Raw genomic sequence first — 16,449 nt, 5'->3', positions numbered from 1 at the left:
TAGGAACCGTGGAATCGACCTGCCTGCGTGGGCTCGTGATGTTACCAAGGCCGTGGATATTTCGACTCACTCGTTCGATGTGGCACTGTCGTTCCCTGGCGAAGCCCGGCCCGTGGTTGAACAGATCGCTCAAGAGTTGGAACGGCTGATTGGCCCGAATTCATACTTCTACGACAATAACTATGTGTCCCAGCTTGCACGGCCGTCGCTTGATACCCTGCTTCAGGACATTTATAGAAACCGCTCTAAACTGATCGTGGTTTTCATCGGCGGTGACTATCAGTTAAAAGATTGGTGTGGCATAGAGTTTCGAGCGATCAAAGAAATCATCATGGAGCGCGACCACAAGAAGATTATGTTCGTAAAGATGGACGATGGCTCAGTCGACGGCGTCTTCAAAACGGACGGCTACGTAGATAGCCAAAGATTCAGTCCGCAGGAAATCGCTCACTTTATTCAGGAGCGGGTTGAGCTATTACCGTAGCGGAGTTCATGGCCGGTAGCAGACTCACGTGGAGGCCCGCTTCCGACTGCGGATTCAACCCGTGGCGTCATCAAATTCGCATCTCTGCCGTTGCCACCGTCTAACCTAGACCTGAGCACCTAACATTGCTCGAAGGATGGCGGACCACGCACCTCGAAACCATCTAGATCTGCAACCCACAAGCAATACGCCGGCCTGCGGCCCGAGTTCCTCTCGCCACTGCTTGAATGTGTTGGCGATCTTGCATCATTTTGAACCTCAATCGGAGAATCAGCCTCGATCTGCTATGCCAGTAATGGCTCGTCCCTAAACGCTGCTTAAGGCTGCTCGGCGTCGTCAGCCCGCTGACTTGGTTGTGCAGCTTCAAGCTCGGTGGCCAGCGCTGTCGTGGCGAACAATCTCTTCATCAACTTGGCCAGTCGCGCTGATTCAGGGCTCTGGTCGTTCGCAATCGCTCGGCAGGCCTCCATGAAGCGGTCCGTTGCGTGACCGAAATGCGGATCGTACGCTCCTCGCTGGAGTCGCATCTGAATCATGCGACGCATGAATTTCGGCAAGTCGTCGATGCCCATCTCTCGGATGGCCGACTCAAAATCGGCGGCCGTCGCCCGCTTCATGGCCACTTCTTGCAAAGTGCCCCAACCGCTGTGTTCGATGATGTGATTGCAGGCCTCTACCACGGTCGCCTGAGCCTGCTGTTGCGAGACGACGACGTCAAATGTGGCTTGAATGTCAGGATGTAAGGGGTTGCCAAACGGATTGTCGTCGTCCGGGGCGGGGCCTCCGCGATCCCGGAACGCCGCGATCCAAGCCTGGATCACCTGCTCGGCCAACCGCTGTCCGCCATCCAATTCGCTCAGCACGCCGTGGAGCTCCGTAGCGACATAGGGATCGAGCTGGCCTGCGACGGCGGGGAAAACGGTGGCTTCGGCAATGAGATCCGAATCGGTCGCCCGGTGGTCCCAGATTGCCTTCTTGATGAAAATGCGAGCATTTTGGCGAGCCTCAATGGTTTGCGCCTCGCCGATGTAACGTTCGATGATAGCCTGGACCTTCTCACTTTCGAAAAGGCCGGATTCCAGGAACTCCACGAGTACCTTCTCGAAGTCGTCGCAGCTGTTGATGCCGAGTTCGCTCATGAGCATCCGCCAACGGTCTTCGCGCTTTTCTTCTTCGGTGGGCTTATCCTTTTTGTCGCGGAGGAATGTGGACCAGTCTGGGTTTCCGACGTTTAAAGCGAACTGGAAGTCGGGACCATCCTCGAGTCCCCGGTAATGAATAGCTCCGAAGAGAACGATCGAGGGCACAACTCGCGCTTGAATCGGATCGCTCAGCTCCCTATTCGCGAGGATTTGATTGGCTGCCCGGATCACCTTCCCAATAATCCGAATGTTCGTGAGGCCACACGCGACGACGGCTAGTTTTAGTATTGCCTCGTATTTGGGCGACACTAGGAGCTTGATCGCGATGGAGAACGCTTCATCCGGCGTCGTCGAGAGTTTGATCTCTTGGTCGATCACTTTCTCTCGAAATGTGGCCCAAAGCGTCCGCTGCTCGCCCTCTGTCGCAAGCTGGTCGTCGTTGAGAACAAGAACGAACCGCGCCTCGAATTCCTTGGAATATTCGTCGATGAAACCAAGGATCTCGTCGATCCCGAGCTTCGCGTGCTTGCGTTCGATGTCGTCAATTACGATCAACCTCCCCCTCAGAGCGAGTGGCGCGACGAGCAGCAAGTTGAGATCATTGATGGCTGCGAGCGCCTTGTAATGGGTAGCAGCAGCCTGCACCCCGCTCTTGAAAAAGTTCTTAACGATTTCAAGCCTGCCGCCGCCCACCGCCGCGTCGGGCAAAGCGCCCTCCATCAGCTTGCGTTTGACTTGGTCAATATTCGACAGGCCGAACAGCGATACGTAGAGCGCCTTCTTGACCTTCCCGTCTTTGGATTCCGTCTTGACCTCGTTCCAAAGATGGGTCTTGCCCGTTCCCCACCTGCCCGACAAAGCGATGACTTTGTTGTCGGCGTTTTCGAGCAGCTCAATTAGTTGTTTCTTGGTTCTCTCAAGCGACATGGCGCTCCTCCGTCGACTTCCAGGGGCAGCAGCCAACGTCGACTACGGCTCACCGGGTAAGCTCGTCGGCATTATCGCAGTGCAGAGGGGTATTCAGTCCAAAATCAGCGAACGACTCACCTCGGCCTGAAATGGCCCTTTAAACGCTCGCACTGGCTGGCACCTCCTGGCCGACTGCCGCCCGACGCAGTCGGCCGTAGCCGACCCTTCTCGGCCCTTTGGGGCATTATTTGCGAGCGCCGCTATCGTGCTCGATTGCAGTCGTTCCTGGGAATACTCCTTAACGGTCCATTCGAAGTATTCGCCTGCGGTTCCGCTGTCGCAACACATCAGCTTGCTGGACTTTGCCCGGTGGGAGTGCCTCAATACTTAAACGCATGAAAATATTAGAGAGGCAAAATCTCGTTGGTGTCGATCGCCTTGAGCAGGCTCACGACGACTTCTCGCGTTTCACTAAGTTCGCGCAGCTTGACGTCGAGTTTTTCGACCTCGCTGCGGAGCAATGCTCGCCCTTGGGCGCATGGATGAAACACGGGTTTCTCGCCTAGCACGCAAGGCAGCAACAGCCGAATACTGTTGATCTTCAACCCCACCGCAGTCAGCGTGCGGATGCGCAGTGCACAGCGCTCTTCCTCAGAACCGTAATCGCGGTAGCCTGACTCGGTTCGCTTCGGGTTCAACAGACCTTCATGCTCGTAATACCGTAGCATCCGCTCACTGATGCCGGTGCGGCGGGCGAGTTCTCCAATACGCATCGTCACGTCTCCTGAAACATACGCGTACTTGACCTTGACAGCGATGTCAAAGTTTAACCTCTTTCGGCCGGCAGGATTACCTGCCGCCACATTCGTCAAGGACAACCGTATATGAATCAATCTAACGACACGTTTGATGGAACGTTTCCGTTCACCCCACGCTTTAGCGACGCGGCAGGCTTTCGCCTGCACTACGTCGATGAAGGACCTGCCAATGGTCAGGTCGTCCTTTGTCTTCATGGGGAGCCGACGTGGGGATATCTGTTTCGCGACCTTATCGCGGCGCTTTCAGGCAACTATCGTGTGATTGCTGTCGATCACATGGGTTTCGGCAAGAGCGAAACCCCGAGACATCGCACGTACTGGTTGCAGGATCATATCGACAACCTTGAAACGTTCGTGCTTGCCCTGGACTTGAACGACATCACGCTTGTCATGCACGACTTCGGGGGCCCTGTTGGCATGGGACTCGCTGCACGACATCCAAACCGCATTAGCCGAATCGTCAGCGCAAACGGCCCTACACCGTTTGGTCAAAGCACGTTATTCGAGCGAGTGAGCGCAAATGCTGCATCCTCACCTTGGTTCCAGTGGATTCTCAATGCCGAAGCAGAAGGGCGGCTCGAAGCTGTGCTCAACGAATTGGGCTTCAATATCCTAAGTGTCCTGAAGCTCAACGGATTCGAAAACCACTCGCGTGTTAATGACGCGTCTTTCCTGCGTGCCTATGGCTCGCGATTCGCCACCCCGGCAGACAGCGCTGGCGCTATTGGTTGGGCAAAGGGCTTTGCCCTCGGGGCACATCGTTTCGAAGTGCCAGACGCGACGGCACTCGACACGATCCGTTCAAAACCAGCGCTCGCCATTTGGGGCGAGGCCGACTGCACGCTGGCAGCTCAGCACTTTTTGCCTCTGTTCAGCGAAATATTTCCCGCGGCGCCGATTCACCGGCTCGCGGGAGTCGGCCATTACTGCTTCGAGGATGCACCGCAAGAGATTCTCGAACTGATTACAGCGTTCTTGAAGGCCCATTAAATCGTGCTCAGCCGGTCCTCAAGGCCGGCTTGATGCGTCCGGAATCGAGTGCTGCAATTTTCCGCGTCCTGGAGCGAATTGAATGTCGCAAAGTCCCAGGACAACGGCCAGTCGCTCGAACTTTGTCGAAGTCTGCTCCTGGCCGGTAGCAGTCGTCCACGGGCTCGCCACTCGCTTACGGGATCACGTGCCCGGCCACATTGACCGAGTTCCGCCCCCCTTGCACTGAAATGGTTGACGACGTATAACGAGCGATCGATTTTCTGAGACACCGAAATGACTCATGGGAGAGCATCAGTCATGCAACCGGAACACGCTTCAGATCTCGCAACGACTCATCACGCCAACGCGGAAGGCCGCACGCACACATCGATTCCCCCGATCGTGCCCGCGCAAACCGCACTGATCGTCATGCACTACCAGACCGACATCCTCGGTCTCTTTCCATCGGTCGCCCCCACCCTGCTCGCCAACACGCGCAAGCTGTGCGATGCAGCCCGGGCGGACGGCGTCCACGTCTGTTTCGCGAATCTCCGCTTCAGCCACGGCTATCCGGAGGTCAGTCCACGCAACAAGAACGGCCAAGGAATCAAGCAGCTCGGCCTGTTCGTCGACGACGGTCCGTGCCCGGAACTCGGGCGGCTGGACAACGAGCCGCTGACCATCGCACATCGCGCGAGCGTGTTCTTTCGCACCGACTTGCAGGCACGGCTCGTCGCGCAGGGCATCGACACGCTGATCCTCGTCGGGATCGCGTCGACCGGCGTCGTGCTGTCGTCGGTTGCGCACGCAAGCGATGCGGATTTCCGGCTGTATACGGTGAAGGACTGCTGCTACGACCCGGATGAGGTCGTGCACGAGCACCTGTTCGCGACGGCGTTCGAGACGCGCACGACGGTGCTGTCGCTCGCGGATGCACTGCGATTGCTCGCATAGACGCGCACCACCCGCACCACGCCGGCCGGAACGCACCCGACCTGCGCTCCCCACGCAACTTCGCGCGTTACTTCGCGATATACACGCCGGACGTCGGGCACGTGCCCTGCGTATTCCCGTCCGTCACGAGCGACGCGGCGCTCGGAAACTGGGTAGTCGCATTCGTCTTGACCGCGATCCACGCTTCCGTGAAATAGCTGACGCCGTTCGTCTTCGTGCACTTCAGCGACACCGCGCTGCGCGTATTGCTGCCGAACGCGCCTTCGAACGCGGACAACAGCTGATTGCGTGTCACGGTCTTACCCGCGTTCGCCTGCAGGAACGCGTTGAACGACGTGTTGCCGAGCCGGCTGATCATGCCTGCCGCCTCGTTCCAGTACGCATCCGGCGACGCCGAATTCGAGCAGGTGCCGTGCTTGAACCATTCGTGCTTGTCGAGGCACGACGCCACGCCCGGCATGTAGGTCGACAGCGTGTTGCGGGTCGCGGTGCTGACCGGATACGCATCCATGCTGCACCACTGGTGCGCGTTGTCGAGATCGACGTCGCTCTGCGGCACGCCGCAGTAGAACGGCTGGTTGCCGTCATATCTGTTCGGCCACAGGCCATGCAGCGACAGGCTCGTCGCCGCGTACGTGCCGGCAAGGTTCGTACATTCCGGCGTGTCGTGCGACGCGCAGAAGCCGGGCTCCCACGAAGCCGCGAGCAACAGGTAGTCGTAGCTGGTCTGCGCGACGGCGTGCAGCGAGGCGGATGCGACGGCGAGTGCGGCCGCGGCGCGGGCGAGCGTCTTGAGCATGGCGTTTCCTCGGAAAAGGCTTGCGGTCGCGGGATGCGCCGCAAGATTGTCGAATGTCTGCCCGCGATTGTTGCCTGCGCAACGTTGCATCAATATGAAGGTGGACGAAGGAATTCGTAGTGCAACGCCGAACCTCTTGTTTCCTGCAACGGATCCTCCCCACGATGACGGCACCCGGCCAGGCAAGCCATACCGCGTCGAGATCGGAAACGGGCGAAGCCATGTGCTCACCGACGACACCCCCGCGCTCACGACCCGCTGCCGAGCTGCGTGCACGCACGCGCGAGACCGGCGCCACGCGATTATTTCGCCGACGCGGCTTCCGATCCACCCGGCGACAGTGCCGCACTGTCCTGCTCGCGCCACGCGCGGCGCGACGCCATGATCGCCTTCACGGCCGAGCGCGCGACCTTCCACCACGCGAACGGCCGCGGATCGGCGAGCATGCTGAGCGCGCGCGCATAGTCGAGCGTGAGCCCGGGCGTCCAGGCCATCGTCACCGCACGCTTGCGGATCTGCGCGGCGACCCACAGCTCGGGCGTGAGCAGCAGCCGGATGAATGCGCCCCACCCGGCCCGCGTGCCCCTGAGCCGCCACACCGCGCCGTCGAGCGCAGCTTCGAGCGCATTCGACACGGTGCTCGAGCAATTGCGGTGCGTGAGGTTGTACGTGACGGTCTGCCGATACGACGACCAGAATGCGGCCAGCTTCGCCGGATCGTAATTGCGGATCCGCACGCGCACGGTCGACGGACACCACGCTTTCGACTCGGTCGCATAGTCGGGCTGAAACAGGCCCGGCACGTCGTTCTCGCGCGTCGCACGCAGGATCCGCGTGAATTCATCCGGAGAACGATCGATCTCGACGGCCGGATAGAGGCTGATGTAGATGCCCTCGGGCGACTCCAGCGCCGCGTGACCCGTGGAGATCACGCCGTTGACGTCCACCGCCGCGATGTAGCGGTCGATCACCGGATAGCGCTGCGCTTCGGCCTTCGACGTGCCGGTCGGCGTCCACACGTGCACGGTCAGCGCGTGCTCGTGGTCGGCGGGCGGGCCGTCCCATTCGGATTGCGTGAAGCGCGGGATGTCGGGCGCCGCGTCGATGTCCGGCACGATCGACGGTGCCGGCGACGTGACGAACGCGGGGTTGCGCGTCAGCCGCCGCACGCGCGCGGCAAGGCTCAGCATGTGCATCCCGCCGAACATCAGCAGCAGGCCGAGGCAGTACGGCACGGTGCCCACATAATGGGTCGGATACGGCTGATAGAAGAAGACCGCGAGCAGGATCTCGACGACGCCCCACGCGAATGCGACGTTCCAGCGCCGATAACGCACCATCCACGCGGACGTGCATTGCAGCAAACCGTCGACGAGGAACAGCGTGCCGAAGATCATCGACAACAGGAAGTGGCCGTGATGATGGCCCGCGAACACGAGCCCGGCAGCCACCACGACCGCGATGCCCTTCACGTAGCGCAGGATGCGCTGCCCGCCGACGCCGCTGCCGGCCACCGCGAGCGTCGCGAGCCCCTCGATCAGGAACAGCCATGCGAACAGTTCGATCGGAAAATGCAGCGCACCGTCGAGCGCGTCGACGAAGATGCCGACGCCCGCGACGACCCACAGCCAGCCCAGCACGGTCAGCCCGCGCCAGCGCGTTCGCAGATATTCGATGCCCAGCAGCAGCAAGACCAGTCGTACCATGGCGCCCTCGTATGTTTTTTCGGGATACGCGCTGGCACGCATCTCCTGTCATGCCGACCGCCGCATCATGCCTCGACATGCACAATGGCAGCCGGCGCGCTCCGCTTTCGCCGAATAATAAGATATGGAGGAGCTGGTTGAAAGCCTGGCGAAAACAATTCCGGCGAGTCAGAACGCCCGACGTCACGCTCTTCGTGATCCAGGCACCCCTGGAATAACGGCCGATTCATCCATTTCGCAACGCGGCGCCAGCACGGCCCGCATCCCGAACGGAACACGAACATGCCCGCCTCACCGCTTCACACCCCGCCGCTCGGCCCGCAACTCAAGCGTTGGCGCACGCTGCATCGCGTAAAGCAGAGCCACGCGGCCGAGCTGTTCGGCGTCGCGCAATCGACGATTTCGCGCTGGGAAGCCGGCATCCAGCAGATGTCGCCCGACGAGCGCGCGATGGCCGAGCGGCTGCTTGCCGCGCGTCTCGATTCGGCCGGCGACCACGCGCTCGCGCGGCTGATCGCGAGCAGCACGGCGCGCATGCATCTCGTGTGCGATCTCACGCATCGTCTGCTCGCGTGCTCGCCGTCGCGCGCGGCCGAGTTTTCGCGGCCGCTGCCGACACTGCTCGGCACATCGCTGTGGCGCTACGCGACGCCGGAAATCGTCCGCATGGAAGCCGCGCTCGACCCGCTCGGCTGGCACGATCGCGCGGGGCCGCCGAGCGTCGAGTTCGCGACCGGCGCCAATGCGTCGCGCATCGTGCCGATCCGCGGCAGCACCTGCCGATGGACGCGGATGACGCTGTCGGACGGCTCCGCCGCGCGGCTCGTCGAAACGCTGTAGCAAGCGCGGCGCGCATATTTCATGCGTGGACGCATCGCGTCCGCGCGACGTACGCTTGAGGGCTCGATTCAAGCACTTCACTGCCATGAACCTCGACACGATCCACGCGCGGCTCGATTTCCTGCGCGAAGCCGAACGCCTGAAAAACGTGCTGCGCAGCGGCCATACGTCGACCGGGCGCGCCGAAAGCACGGCCGAACACAGCTGGCGGCTGTGCCTGATGGCGCTCGTGTTCGCCGATGCGCTGCCCGACGTCGACACGACGAAGCTGCTGAAGCTGTGCGTCGTCCACGATCTCGGCGAAGCGCTGCACGGCGACATCCCCGCGATCGAGCAGGCCGCGCATCCGGACAAGAGCACGCATGAACGCGACGACCTGCTGACGCTGACGGCCGGGCTCGATCGCGCGCTGCGCGACGAGATCGTCGCGCTGTGGGACGAATACGAGGCGGCGGCATCACCGGAAGCGCGCGCCGCGAAGGCACTCGACAAGCTCGAGACGATCCTCCAGCACAACCAGGGCAGTAATCCGCCGGATTTCGACTATGCGTTCAATCTCGGCTACGGCCGGCGCTACACCGACGCGGCGCCGCTGTTCGGCGCGATCCGCGCGATCGTCGACGCGGACACGCAACGCCGGATCGACGCTCGCGGCGACGGCGCGTAAGCGCGCGGAACCGGCCGCGCGCGACACTGCGCGCATCATTCGCACACCGCCGCCCTGCGCCTTGCCGGCGCGAACGCCACCGCGCTCGCCGTCGCGAGCACGGCCACGCCGGCCGCGCCGTACACCATCACCCAGCCGAACCCGTGCACGAGCGCGGCGTGCAGCGCCGTGCCGGTCGGGTCGGCCTTTGCGAGCGCCGGCGCGATCGCCTGCAGCCCGTCGGTGCGGCCCGACGCGATCTGCTGTGCCAGCATGCGCAGCGTCCCCGCATCGACCGCCCCCGCGACGCCCGCCTTCAGGCTCGCGACGATCCCCGCGACCAGCACGAAGCCCATCGCCGCGATGTTCAGCGCGAGCGAGATCATCCGCGCGCTCATGTCGATGCCCGACGCCATCCCGGCCCGCGAACTCGGCACCGCGCCCGTCGTCGTGTTCGTGACGGGCGTATTGGTGAGCCCGAGCCCGATGCCGGCGATCACGCAGCCTGGCAGCATCGTGAGCCAGCTGGCAGGCTCGACGCCGCTGCCGATCCGCATCAGCGCGAATCCGGCCGCGATCGTGAACAGGCCGCCCGGAATCACGACACCGGGCCCGTAGCGCAGCGCGAGCCGCTCGCCGAATGGCGGCGCGACGAGCGTCGGCAGCGTGTACGCGAGCAGCGCGAGGCCGGCCGTCACGCTGTCGTAGCCGAGCGCGACCTGGAACCAGATCGGCAGGTAGATCATGAACGGCCAGAAGCTGAAGTTCATCCCCATCGAGCCGAAGATCGCGCCGGTGAACGCGCGAATCCGGAACACGGAAAAGTCGAACATCGGCCGCGCGCTCGTGCGCTCCGCGATGAAGAAGCCGGCCAGCGCGAGCACGGTCGCGCCGAGCACGCCAAGCCCGGCCGCACTCGTGAGCCCCAGTTCCGCGCTCTGCGTGATATAGAACGCGAGACCGAGCACGGCCAGCGACAGCGTGACGATGCCCGCGACGTCGAGCGTGCCCGCATGCGGATCGCGCGACTCCTGCACCGCGCCGCCGATCAGCACGAGCGCGACGGCCGCGAGCGGCGCATGCACGAGGAACACCCACGGCCAGCTCGCCAGCGCGACGATCGCGCCGCCGACGATCGGCCCGAAGCCGAGACCGATCCCGAACACGATCCCCCAGATTCCGAACGCGCGACCGCGCTCGCGCCCTTCGCGGAACTGGTGCGACAGCACCGCGATCTGGCAGATCAGCATCGCGCCGCCGCTCGCGCCCTGCAGCAGCCGGCCCGCGACGAGCACCGGCACGTTCGGCGCGAGCCCGCACAGCAACGACGTCGCGCCGAACAGCACGGTGCCGATCACGTACACGCGCTTGCGGCCGAACCGGTCGGCGAGCGTGCCGGCCGCCATCAGCACCGTCGTGCACGCGATCGTGTACGCGTTCATGATCCACTGCATGCCGTTGAAGTCGCCATGCAGCACGTGTTCGAGCGTCGGCAGGATCACCGGCACGCTCGATATCTCGAGGCCGAACATCAGCGACGTGAGACAGACGGCCGCGAGCGCGACCGCATTCCTGCGGGAGTCGGATAGCGTCATGCGTATTGCGCGACGGCCCGCGACAGGCCGCGCGCCTCCAGATAAGAAAGATGCGCCGCGTGCGGCCGGCAACGCACGCTGAACGGGAATCGGTACTATAGTGAGAATTTCCCTCCCCATTGACGCGACAATTTCTCCAGACTGGGGAATCACAGGACGCAATCAACCCATCCTGCCATGACGGACAGACTCGACGGTGTCAGGACCTTCGTCCAGGTCGTGGAATCCGGCAGCTTCGCGCTCGCCGCGGAACGGCTCGACATGACGCGCTCGGCGGTCGGCAAGGCGATCGCGCGGCTCGAGAAGCGGCTCGGCGCGCGGCTGCTGCAGCGCACGACCCGCAGCCAGAGCCTGACGGACGACGGCCAGGCGTACTACGACCGCTGCGTGCGCGCGCTGGCGGAGCTGGAAGCGGCCGAAGCCGATCTCGATAGCGGTCGCAACGAAGCGCGCGGCAAGCTGCGGCTGAGCGTGCCGCTCGCATTCGGGCATCACTGCGTGACGCCGATCGTGCTCGACCTCGCGCGCACCTATCCGCATCTGCGGATCGACGTGTCGATCACGGACCGTTTCGTCGATCTGATCGAGGAAGGGATCGACCTCGCGGTGCGGATCGGCACGCTCGCGGACAGCACGAGCCTCGCCGTGCGGCGGCTCGGCACGCAATACGGCAGTCTCGGCGCGGCGCCGTCGTATCTCGCGCGCTACGGGATACCGCAATCGCTCGACGACCTCAGGCACCACCGGACGATCGCGTATTCACGTTCGGGCGTCGTGCAGCCGTGGGACCTGCGCGCGCCGGACGGCTCGACGGTGCGCATTGACATGCCGCACCAGCTCAGTTTCGACGACGTGCAGGCGATCGCGGCGGCGGGCGCCTCGGGGTTCGGAATCGCATGGCTGCCGAGCTGGCTGCTCGATCATTACGTGAAGCGCGGCGAGATGGTCGTCGTGCTCGATCGCTGCTTCGTGTGCGAAGGCGACATCCACGCGATCTGGCCGAAAACGCGCTACCTGCCGCGCAAGACGCGCTGCGTGATCGACGCGCTCGTGCAGGCGGTGCCGCCGATGATCGAGCGCTGAGCGCGAAAGCGCGGAAAGAATAATGAATTGACCGACGCGCCGCACGGGCGCGTCGGCACATCGCGTCACTTCACGCCGCGCCGAGATCGGCGAGCGGATGCGCGAACAGTTTCCACGGCGACGTCAGAAAATGCCGCACGCGCTCGGCGCGCAGCTCGACGAGCGACGCCGGCGCCCAGCGCGGCTTGCGATCCTTGTCGACCAGATGCGCGCGCACGCCTTCGCAGAAGTCGCCCTCCTCGATCGCGCGCGCCACGATGCCGAGTTCCATCCGGAACGACTCGGCCAGCGTCATCTGACGGCCGCGCAGCAGCGCTTCGCGTGTCACGCACAACATCGTCGGCGAATGGCCGGTGAGCGCGTCGAGCGTCGCCTGCAGCCATTGACGGTGCTCGCGCGCCAGCTCGTCGCGTTCAAGATCCTGCTTCAGCGTCGCGACGATCCGCTCGACGGTCGAGCGCTTGTCGAAATGGCGAACGATCCACGCCATCTGGCTGTCGAGCGCCGAATGCGGCACGACGTTGCACGGCGGCTCGAACACCTTGCGCAGCGCCGGCAGCACGTCGCCGTCCCACTTGACGCTCTCGATGCGCGTCTCGAACGTATCGAGCCACGACGACGGCACGCACAGGTCCGCGAGCTTCGCGGTCAGCGCATCGGCGCCCGACAGCATCGCGCCCGTCAACCCCACGTACAGTTCGAGTTCGACCGGCATGCGCGACAGGAAATGCGTCGCGCCGACGTCGGGCACGAGGCCGATGCGCGTCTCCGGCATCGCGATCTTGCTGCGCTCGGTCGCGACGCGCAGCGCCGCGCCTTGCGCAAGGCCCATTCCGCCGCCCATCGTCACGCCGTCCATCAGCGCGACGATCGGCTTCGGGAACGTATGGATCGCGTAGTCGAGCCGGTATTCGTCGACGAAGAACGGCAGCCAGGTCTCGCGCTGCGCGACCATCCGGTGCAGCGCGCGCACGTCGCCGCCCGCGCAAAAGCCCTTCTCGCCCGCGCCGCGCAGCACGACCGCGACGATCTGGTCGTCGGTGCGGCAGCGTTCGAGACGCGCGGCCAGCTCGCCGATCATCGGATAGGACAACGCATTGAGCGCGGCCGGCCGGTTCAGCGTGATGAGCGCCACGCGGTTCACCACACGGAACAGCACCTCCGGTGCGGGCTCTACGAAACTGCCATGAGTCGTGACCGGCGTGCTCATCGTTGCGGCTCTCCATCGGTATGCCATTGCGGCGCGCGCTTGCCGAGAAACGCGGCCACGCCTTCGCGCGGATCGTTCGTGTCGAACAGGTCGACGAAGCGTTCGCGCTCGACCGCGAGCGCCGCGCCGCGCGGCACGCCGCGGCGCGCGAGGCCGATCAGTTCCTTGCTGTATGCAACCGCGTGCGGGCTCTGCCGCGCGACGTTGCGCGCGAGCGCCAGCGCCGCATCGCGCGCCGCGCCGCTTTCGACCACGTCCTCGACGAGGCCGATCCTGAGCGCCGTCGACGCGTCGACGCGCGTGCCGGCCAGGATGATCTTCTTCGCCCAGCCTTCGCCGACGAGCCAGGGCAGCGTCTGCGTGCCGAGCCCGCACGGCAGCAGGCCGACCGACGGTTCGGGCAGCGCCATCTGCGCGTGCGTCTCGGCGATCCGCAGGTCGCACGCGAGCGCGCATTCGAGGCCGCCGCCCATCGCGTAGCCGTTGATCGCCGCGATCGTCACGACGCGCGAGTCGTGCAGCGCCTCGAATGCCGCGCCGAAGCGCGCGGCCATCGCACGCGCGACCGCGCGGTCGCCGTCGGCGAACGTGTTGAGATCGGCGCCCGCGCTGAAGAACTTCGGGCCGTCGCCGGTGATCACCAGCGCGCGCACGCGCGGGTTCGCGTTCAATTCGGCGACGGTGTCCTGCAGTTGCCGCAGCCCGTCGGCGGTAAAGGCGTTCGCGGGCGGACGCTTGAGCGTCGCGCACGCGATCACGCCGTCGTCGACGTAGTCCAGTTCGATCATGAGGCGTCCTTCTTCGTGGCCGGTTGGTACAGGCGGATCACCGCCGAGAAATCGAGTTGCCCGTCGCCGCGGCTGCTCATCGTCTGGTAAAGCTGCTGCGCGAGCGCGCCGAGATAGACGGGCTGGCGCGCCTGCTTCGCGGCGTCGTTCGCGAGGCCGAGATCCTTCAGCATCAGGTCGGTGCCGAAGCCGCCGCTGTAGCCGCGCGACGACGGCGCGGTGTCGATCACGCCCGGATACGGGTTATAGGTGTCCGAGCTCCAGCAGCGGCCCGTCGACGTGTTGACGATGCCGGCCAGCACCTTCGGATCGATGCCGAGCGCGACGCCGAGCGACATCGCCTCCGACACCGCCGCCATCGAGATGCCGAGCACGAGGTTGTTGCAGACCTTCGCGACCTGCCCCATGCCCGTCGCGCCGCAATGGACGATGTTCTTGCCCATGCCGGCGAGCACGGGCTTCACGCGCTCGAAATCGGCGTCGCTGCCGCCGACCATGAAGGTCAGGGTGCCGGCCGCCGCGCCGCCGGTGCCGCCCGACACGGGCGCATCGACGAACGCGCCGCCGTGCTCGCGCACGAGCGCGCCGAACGCCTGCGCGCTCGCCGGGTCGATCGTGCTCGAATCGATCACGGTCGCGCCCGCGCCGAGGCCGGCCAGCACGCCGTTCTCGCCGGCGAGCACCGAGCGCACGTGCGGCGCGGCCGGCAGCATCGTGATCACGAACGCCGCGCCCGATGCCGCATCGCGCGGCGACGCGGCCACCTGCGCGCCGGCGTCCTGCAGCGCGCGCAACGCGTCGGCGCTCAGGTCGAACGCGTGCACTTCATGGCCGGCCTTCAGGAGGTTCAGCGCCATCGGCGCACCCATGTGGCCCAGTCCGATAAATCCGATCTTCATGTTCGTGTCCTCCCCGGCTCAATGCAGCCGGATCGTCGTGTTCACGGGGCCGGCCGTCGTGTCGTCGTCGAACCAGCGCGCGGTGACCGTCTTCGTCTGCGTGTAGAACTGCACGACCTGCTTGCCGTACGGGCCGAGATCGCCGAGCTTCGAGCCGCGCGAACCGGTGAAGCTGAAGAACGGCACGGGCACCGGAATCGGAATGTTGATGCCGACCTGGCCGACGTCGATCTCGCTCTGGAACTTGCGCGCGGCCGCGCCGCTCTGCGTGAAGATGCCCACGCCGTTGCCCATCGGGTTCGCGTTGACGAGCGCGATCGCTTCGTCGAGCGTGTCGACTTCCATCACGACCAGCACCGGCCCGAAGATTTCATGCGTGTAGACCGTCATGTCGGTCTTCACGCCGGAGAAGATCGTCGGCCCGATGAAGTTGCCTTCCTCGAAGCCGGCGACCTTCACGTCGCGGCCGTCGAGTTCGAGCTTCGCGCCTTCCTTGATGCCCGTGTCGATCAGCGACAGGATGCGCGCCTTCGCGCCGCGCGACACCACCGGCCCGACGTCGGTGCCCGCTTCCGAGCCCGCGTTGACCTTCAGCAGCTTCGCCTTCGCGACGATGTCCGGCAGCCAGTCGCGCGCGTTGCCGACGAGCACCGCGACGGAGGTCGCCATGCAGCGCTGGCCGGCCGCGCCGAAGCCCGCGCCGACCAGCGCGTTGATCGCCTGCTCGCGGTTCGCGTCGGGCAGCAGGATCGCGTGGTTCTTCGCGCCCATCATCGACTGCACGCGCTTGCCGTGCTGGCTGCCGAGGTTGTACACGTGCGTGCCGACGGCCGTCGAGCCGACGAACGAGATCGCCTTCACGAGCGGATGCGTGCAGATCGCGTCGACCACTTCCTTGCCGCCGTGCACGACGTTCAGCACGCCCTTCGGCACGCCGGCCTCGATCGCGAGTTCGACGAGTTCCATCGTCGACATCGGATCCTGCTCCGACGGCTTCAGCACGAACGTGTTGCCGCACACGATCGCCATCGGGAACATCCACAGCGGAATCATCGCGGGAAAGTTGAACGGCGTGATGCCCGCGCACACGCCGAGCGGCTGGCGCAGCGTGTAGGTGTCCACACCGCCCGCGACGTTCTCCGCGAATTCGCCGAGCTGCAGCGTGCCGACCGAGCACGCGTGCTCGACCACTTCGAGGCCGCGGAAGATGTCGCCTTCGGCATCGGGCAGCGTCTTGCCCTGCTCGGCCGTCAGCGTCTTCGCGATGCGCTGCAGGTTCGCGCGCACGAGATCCTGGAACTTCAGCATGATGCGCATGCGCGCGGAAATCGGCGTGTTCTTCCACGTCGCATACGCGGCGTGCGCGGCCTGCACGGCCGCGTCGACTTCCGCGACGGTCGCGAACGGCACGCGCGCGAGGACCTGCTGCGTCGCCGGATTGACGATGTCGCGCCACTCGCTCGTGGTGGACTCGACGAAGGCGCCGTCGATCAGCAGCTTGACCGTCGGCACGTCTTGCCCCGTGCGGGGCGTCGGATTCGCGTTCATCGATGCACTCTCCTTGCAGTGGGCCGTGTAGCGTCATGCCACGCGCGGCCGGTTCA

15 protein-coding genes are annotated in these 16,449 nt (G+C 64.6%); 6 read left to right on the top strand and 9 right to left on the bottom strand.

What is annotated here, in order from left to right:
• Positions 1-484 (top strand): TIR domain-containing protein (locus ACV22V_RS23510; RefSeq protein WP_448015696.1); only part of this gene is annotated, 484 nt, incomplete at its 5' end.
• A 317-nt stretch (positions 485-801) separates the two neighbouring features.
• Here ACV22V_RS23510 and ACV22V_RS23505 read toward each other — a convergent pair.
• Together ACV22V_RS23505 and ACV22V_RS23500 are read right to left on the bottom strand one after the other, a co-directional pair.
• Entirely contained in the window at positions 802-2,553 is a 1,752-nt protein-coding gene (locus ACV22V_RS23505; protein WP_448015695.1) for a P-loop NTPase fold protein, read from the bottom strand.
• A 386-nt stretch (positions 2,554-2,939) separates the two neighbouring features.
• Entirely contained in the window at positions 2,940-3,308 is a 369-nt protein-coding gene (locus ACV22V_RS23500) for a MerR family transcriptional regulator (RefSeq protein ID WP_448015694.1), read from the bottom strand.
• Positions 3,309-3,419: 111 nt separating this feature from the next.
• Here ACV22V_RS23500 and ACV22V_RS23495 point away from each other — a divergent pair, with 111 nt between their 5' ends.
• Positions 3,420-4,343: an alpha/beta fold hydrolase gene (locus ACV22V_RS23495; RefSeq protein ID WP_448015693.1), complete on the top strand. Its 924-nt coding sequence runs from the start codon at positions 3,420-3,422 to the stop codon at positions 4,341-4,343.
• A 300-nt stretch (positions 4,344-4,643) separates the two neighbouring features.
• Positions 4,644-5,279, top strand: a complete 636-nt coding sequence (locus tag ACV22V_RS23490) for an isochorismatase family cysteine hydrolase (protein WP_448015692.1) — start codon at positions 4,644-4,646, stop codon at positions 5,277-5,279.
• Between the two features lie 67 nt (positions 5,280-5,346).
• Here ACV22V_RS23490 and ACV22V_RS23485 read toward each other — a convergent pair whose 3' ends face one another.
• Together ACV22V_RS23485 and ACV22V_RS23480 are read right to left on the bottom strand one after the other, a co-directional pair.
• Positions 5,347-6,078: a ribonuclease T2 gene (locus ACV22V_RS23485; protein WP_059692096.1), complete on the bottom strand. Its 732-nt coding sequence runs from the start codon at positions 6,076-6,078 to the stop codon at positions 5,347-5,349.
• A gap of 302 nt (positions 6,079-6,380) precedes the next feature.
• Entirely contained in the window at positions 6,381-7,784 is a 1,404-nt protein-coding gene (locus ACV22V_RS23480; protein ID WP_448015691.1) for an HdeD family acid-resistance protein, read from the bottom strand.
• Positions 7,785-8,066: 282 nt separating this feature from the next.
• On the opposite strand from ACV22V_RS23480, the gene ACV22V_RS23475 reads away from it, so the two are divergent.
• Together ACV22V_RS23475 and ACV22V_RS23470 are read left to right on the top strand one after the other, a co-directional pair.
• Positions 8,067-8,624 (top strand): helix-turn-helix domain-containing protein, encoded by a 558-nt coding sequence (locus ACV22V_RS23475; RefSeq protein ID WP_448015690.1) that lies wholly within the window; start codon positions 8,067-8,069, stop codon positions 8,622-8,624.
• Positions 8,625-8,709: 85 nt separating this feature from the next.
• The gene (locus ACV22V_RS23470) at positions 8,710-9,291 is read left to right on the top strand and encodes an HD domain-containing protein (protein WP_448015689.1); all 582 of its coding nucleotides are present in this window, start codon (positions 8,710-8,712) and stop codon (positions 9,289-9,291) included.
• A gap of 35 nt (positions 9,292-9,326) precedes the next feature.
• On the opposite strand, the gene ACV22V_RS23465 is transcribed toward ACV22V_RS23470, so the two are convergent.
• Positions 9,327-10,865: an MFS transporter gene (locus tag ACV22V_RS23465; RefSeq protein ID WP_448015688.1), complete on the bottom strand. Its 1,539-nt coding sequence runs from the start codon at positions 10,863-10,865 to the stop codon at positions 9,327-9,329.
• A gap of 177 nt (positions 10,866-11,042) precedes the next feature.
• On the opposite strand from ACV22V_RS23465, the gene ACV22V_RS23460 reads away from it, so the two are divergent.
• Positions 11,043-11,948, top strand: coding sequence for a LysR family transcriptional regulator (locus ACV22V_RS23460; protein ID WP_448015687.1), 906 nt, complete (start codon positions 11,043-11,045; stop codon positions 11,946-11,948).
• 70 nt (positions 11,949-12,018) lie between these two features.
• Here the strand turns inward: ACV22V_RS23460 and ACV22V_RS23455 are convergent, their stop codons facing one another.
• From ACV22V_RS23455 to ACV22V_RS23440, 4 genes are read right to left on the bottom strand one after another with little or no spacing between them, the layout of a single operon-like run.
• Positions 12,019-13,158, bottom strand: coding sequence for an enoyl-CoA hydratase/isomerase family protein (locus tag ACV22V_RS23455; RefSeq protein WP_059699172.1), 1,140 nt, complete (start codon positions 13,156-13,158; stop codon positions 12,019-12,021).
• A complete protein-coding gene (locus tag ACV22V_RS23450) occupies positions 13,155-13,946 on the bottom strand; it encodes an enoyl-CoA hydratase (RefSeq protein ID WP_448015686.1) in 792 nt (263 codons plus the stop codon). The genes ACV22V_RS23455 and ACV22V_RS23450 overlap by 4 nt, the downstream gene beginning before the upstream one ends.
• A complete protein-coding gene (gene mmsB, locus ACV22V_RS23445) occupies positions 13,943-14,845 on the bottom strand; it encodes a 3-hydroxyisobutyrate dehydrogenase (protein ID WP_059527008.1) in 903 nt (300 codons plus the stop codon). Before mmsB ends, ACV22V_RS23450 begins: the two co-directional genes overlap by 4 nt.
• 18 nt (positions 14,846-14,863) lie before the next feature.
• Positions 14,864-16,393, bottom strand: coding sequence for a CoA-acylating methylmalonate-semialdehyde dehydrogenase (locus ACV22V_RS23440; RefSeq protein ID WP_059692088.1), 1,530 nt, complete (start codon positions 16,391-16,393; stop codon positions 14,864-14,866).
• Positions 16,394-16,449 lie beyond the last annotated feature (56 nt).

Source organism: Burkholderia sp. AW33-5 (genome assembly GCF_053427615.1).
Note: the sequence above shows the minus strand (reverse complement) of the source record. Positions and strands in the feature narration are given on the sequence as shown.